At 51.9% G+C, this 3831-nt stretch carries 2 protein-coding genes; both read right to left on the bottom strand.

Annotated features, from left to right (window positions below):
• Positions 1 to 52: 52 nt before the first annotated feature.
• Entirely contained in the window at positions 53 to 3199 is a 3147-nt protein-coding gene (locus Q7V06_RS01470; RefSeq protein ID WP_304837012.1) for a type I restriction endonuclease subunit R, read from the bottom strand.
• Positions 3183 to 3831: ATP-binding protein (locus tag Q7V06_RS01465; RefSeq protein WP_304837009.1), on the bottom strand; the 649-nt coding region annotated here is incomplete at its 5' end. The genes Q7V06_RS01470 and Q7V06_RS01465, both read right to left, overlap by 17 nt.

Genomic DNA, 3831 nt, shown 5'->3' with positions numbered 1-3831 from the left:
CTTCTTCCTGATGATCTCAACAGGTATCCCCGAGACTTCGATCTGATGCTTCTCAGTAGTCACGCTGATTCTTCACTATCTCAAAGATTCGCTCGATCAGCTGTTCATCGTCACCGAGGACCTGGCGGATGGCACCCAGTACTTCCCGTTCCTTGAACCGGTTCCCACGCCATCCCGCTTTTTTCGTCTCCCTAATGGCTTTATCAAGGGCAAAAGCTGTCTCTGCACGGGGGTTTTCAACCCTCCGGTCACCATACGGCGCAATCTCACTCATCGCCTGATTCTCGCCTGTCACCAGATTATCGTACAGAGCCCGGAGTGCCGGGGTGGTGATGGTAGATGGATATCCGACCTGTCTCTCCGGCTGGCTCACCTTCCGTGCAAGCTCGACGATCTTTCTCAGGTATGTCCGATAGTCCAGTGCATGCTGCTTCCGTTCGCGGATTAGAGAGTCCAAAAGCTCGGACATCCTCTCATAGTACTTCGGATTAACCGGCATCTCATCGAGGATGATCTTCCGGACATTATTCTCTATTGTCTCGGCAACCGCCTCATGATCCTTCCTGATATCTTCAGGAAGCGTCTCGATCGCCCCTTCTCCCCGGATCGTGATCAGCTGCACAAGCGTCATGTCATCAAATGTTGAGACCACTTCGCTCTCCTCTGCCCGGATATAGGTATCAAGGAGATGGCGCATCGCCGGTTCATACCGTTTCAGGTCGATATAATCCCCGCTTGCCCGCATGATCTCCTCACGGACTTTCTCGTAATGCGCAACTTCGCTCCTGATAGTCCGTGCCTCCTGATCAGTATATCCTGCCTCACGCATCTCCCCGGCAAGATCCGCGTATCTCCTGACAAATGTTCCAACCCGCTTATAGAGATCAACACGCAGTGGCTCGGTTCGTTTCAGGGCAAGGGGATCATCACTTGAACCACAGAAGTACCGGATATAGTCCCGGCTTGCCTTAGGCGGCTCAACCGGCTCGCAGAGTGCCTTGATCGCTTCACGAATCTCTTCAAGGCTTTCACGCCCTTTTTCAAGTCGATCTTTCAGGAGACCGCTGACATCATCTTTATCAAAATCCTCGAATGCTCCGCCGGTATAGTCTTTGATCGATCGTTCAAGTGACATGAAGAGATCTTTATAGTCGATGATATGGCCGTACTCCTTATCCTCCCCATCCAGCCGATTCACCCGGCAGATCGCCTGGAAGAGCCCGTGATCCCGCATCTGCTTATCGATATAGAGGTAGGTTGCAGGTGGTGCATCAAAGCCGGTCAGCAGTTTGTCAACGACGATTAAGAGCTTCATCTGCCCAGGCGTTTCGATGAACCGCTTCTTCACCTCTTTCTCAAAGGTCTCGACTTTGTACATCGCCTTATCTTCGGGTTCATCAAAGAAATCGGCGAGCATCCTCCGATAGACATCATATTGCAGCAGCTTCTCGGTGAGCCCTTCGCCTGTTTCTTCGCCCTTGATATCCGCAGGCGATGGTTTGTATGAGGTGATGATCGCACATTTGCCTTTGAGGTCGGTCTTCTGGAACATCTCAAAGAACCGGCATGCCGAGTAGATGCTCCCCGAAACAAGCATCGCATTTCCGTGGCCACTTCTTAAACGGTCTCTCGTCTCCATATCGAGGAGAATATCCGCTACGATCTTTTCGAGCCGATCCTGCGAACTGAGGACCTTCTTCATCGTGCCCCAGCGTTTTTTGAGTTCGGCCCGTGCGAAGTCGGTGAGACCTCTGGTTTTAATCTCAAACCACTGGTCGATCTTCTCCTGGGAGGTGATATTCTGGTCGATGTCCCGTGCCTCATACCGGAGATCGAGGACCACGCCATCATGTACTGCCTCGTCATACTTGTAGGTGTGAATATACGTCCCGAAGATCTCAATGCTCTTCTTCTTGTCTTTCTTTAAAAGTGGTGTTCCGGTGAACCCAATCATCATCGCGTTCGGGAGGAGGGCTTTGACCGCCTCATGGAGCACACCCGACTGCGTCCGGTGGCATTCATCGATAAAGACGAAGATCTCCCCTTTTGCACGGAAGTTCTGCGGGAGGTGTGCCTGTATATTCCGGATATACTCATCGACATCCTGTTGGGTGAGATCCTCGCCTCGTCCGAACTTATGAATCAGCGAGCAGATCAGCCATTCTTCGTTTGTATTGAGGAGCTTAACGAGATCAGATCCGCTCTTTGCCCGGTAGATCGCCTCGCTGACCCCGGTGAAGACACCCTCGATCTGTTCATCCAGTTCAATTCTGTCAGTGACCAGAAGAACCCGGGCATTTTCGATATTCTCCCGGATCCATTTCGCAAGCCAGACCATCGTCAGGCTCTTCCCGCTCCCCTGGGTATGCCAGACGATCCCGCCTTCACGCTGCTTCACCCGCTCCTGTGCGGCTTTTACCCCGAAGTACTGGTTGTGGCGGCAGGTCTTCTTGGTCCCTGCATCAAAGACGATGAAATCATGAATAAGCTCAAGGAGGCGCTCTTTATTACATAGCTGGCCGATTTCCCGGAGGAGAGGATTATCGGCGGCAGCGGGGTGTGCATCGGCTTCTTTCCACCGGAGATAGTACTTCTCCGGCGTTTCGATGGTGCCATACCGCATCCCTTCGGTCTCGTTGCCTGCCATCACCAGTTGAATCGTTGCATAGAACGGCCGGATGAATTCTTTCTTCTGGTTATCGAGATTCTGCCGGATGCCTTCTGTCACCGAGACGGTGGAGCGTTTCAGTTCCAGAACCGAAAGGGCGATGCCATTGACATAGAGGACGATATCCGGGCGCTTGGTGTTCTCCCCGACTATGGTGACCTCTTCTGCGATGGCAAAGTCATTCTTTTCCGGGTTTTTCCAGTCGATTGGCCAGATGGTGATATGCTGCTCTCCGATTGAGGGGCTTACCTTCACGCCGTACCTGAGAAGGCTATAGAATTCACGGTTTGCATCATAGAGGGAGCGGACACCCCCGACAGTCGTTGCTTTCCCAAGTTCAAATAGGGCTTTTTCGATGATCCGATCATCATGCCCCTGCCGCAGAAGCCAGTCTTTGAGCAGGTTCTCTTCGATGTTGCGGTTCTCTGTTCTATCCTTCCAGTTGCTGAGGTAGGTAAAGCCAAGTGCTTCCGAAAAGAAGCCGATCACCCGCCCCTGTGTCCGTATCTCACGCTCACCGACGCCTGTCATTTTCCTCTCCTATGATCTCCCAGTGGCCGCCTTTGGTTGGACCAATGCGCCTTATAATGCCGTCCTCTTTCATCCTCTCAATCAGATACTTAACGCTGTTTTCTGAAACATCACCAAGTAGCTCTGCAATCTCCCTTCTGCCAACTGTTGGTTTATCCCGAATTATAGCAAGTATTTTCTGGGTACTTTCTTGGGTACTTTTCTGGGTACTTTTTTGGGTAGTATCTGGAACACCCGTATCATTCATCCTGTATGGAAACTCCACCCAGAGTCCGGCAGGTTCGTGCATAAACGATGGGATTGGCGTTTTGTTTGCCCTGCATGCTGCCATGATCCGCTCGATTCCCCTGCCCCAGGCTTCGATCATGCCAGCACGGAAGAATGTATTTGCAATATCGGGGTTATAGGGCTGGGACTGGTGAGTCCCGGTGAGATGCTTAATACTCCATCCTTCAGGGAGCTGTCCGTTGTTCCAGATGCGGATTCTATCTTCAAAGACGCTGATCTGAATCGGGATTCCGCTCCCGTAGTCTTTGTGTGTGATGGCATTCAGCACCGCTTCACGGAGTGCTTCAGGCGGGATTGGGTACGTCTCAACCCGCTGTATACCCTCATATGAGATCATAGCTTTC

This window comes from Methanocalculus sp., from assembly GCF_030651615.1.
Lineage (GTDB): Archaea > Halobacteriota > Methanomicrobia > Methanomicrobiales > Methanocorpusculaceae > Methanocalculus.
This window is presented reverse-complemented; position numbering and strand designations above follow the sequence as displayed.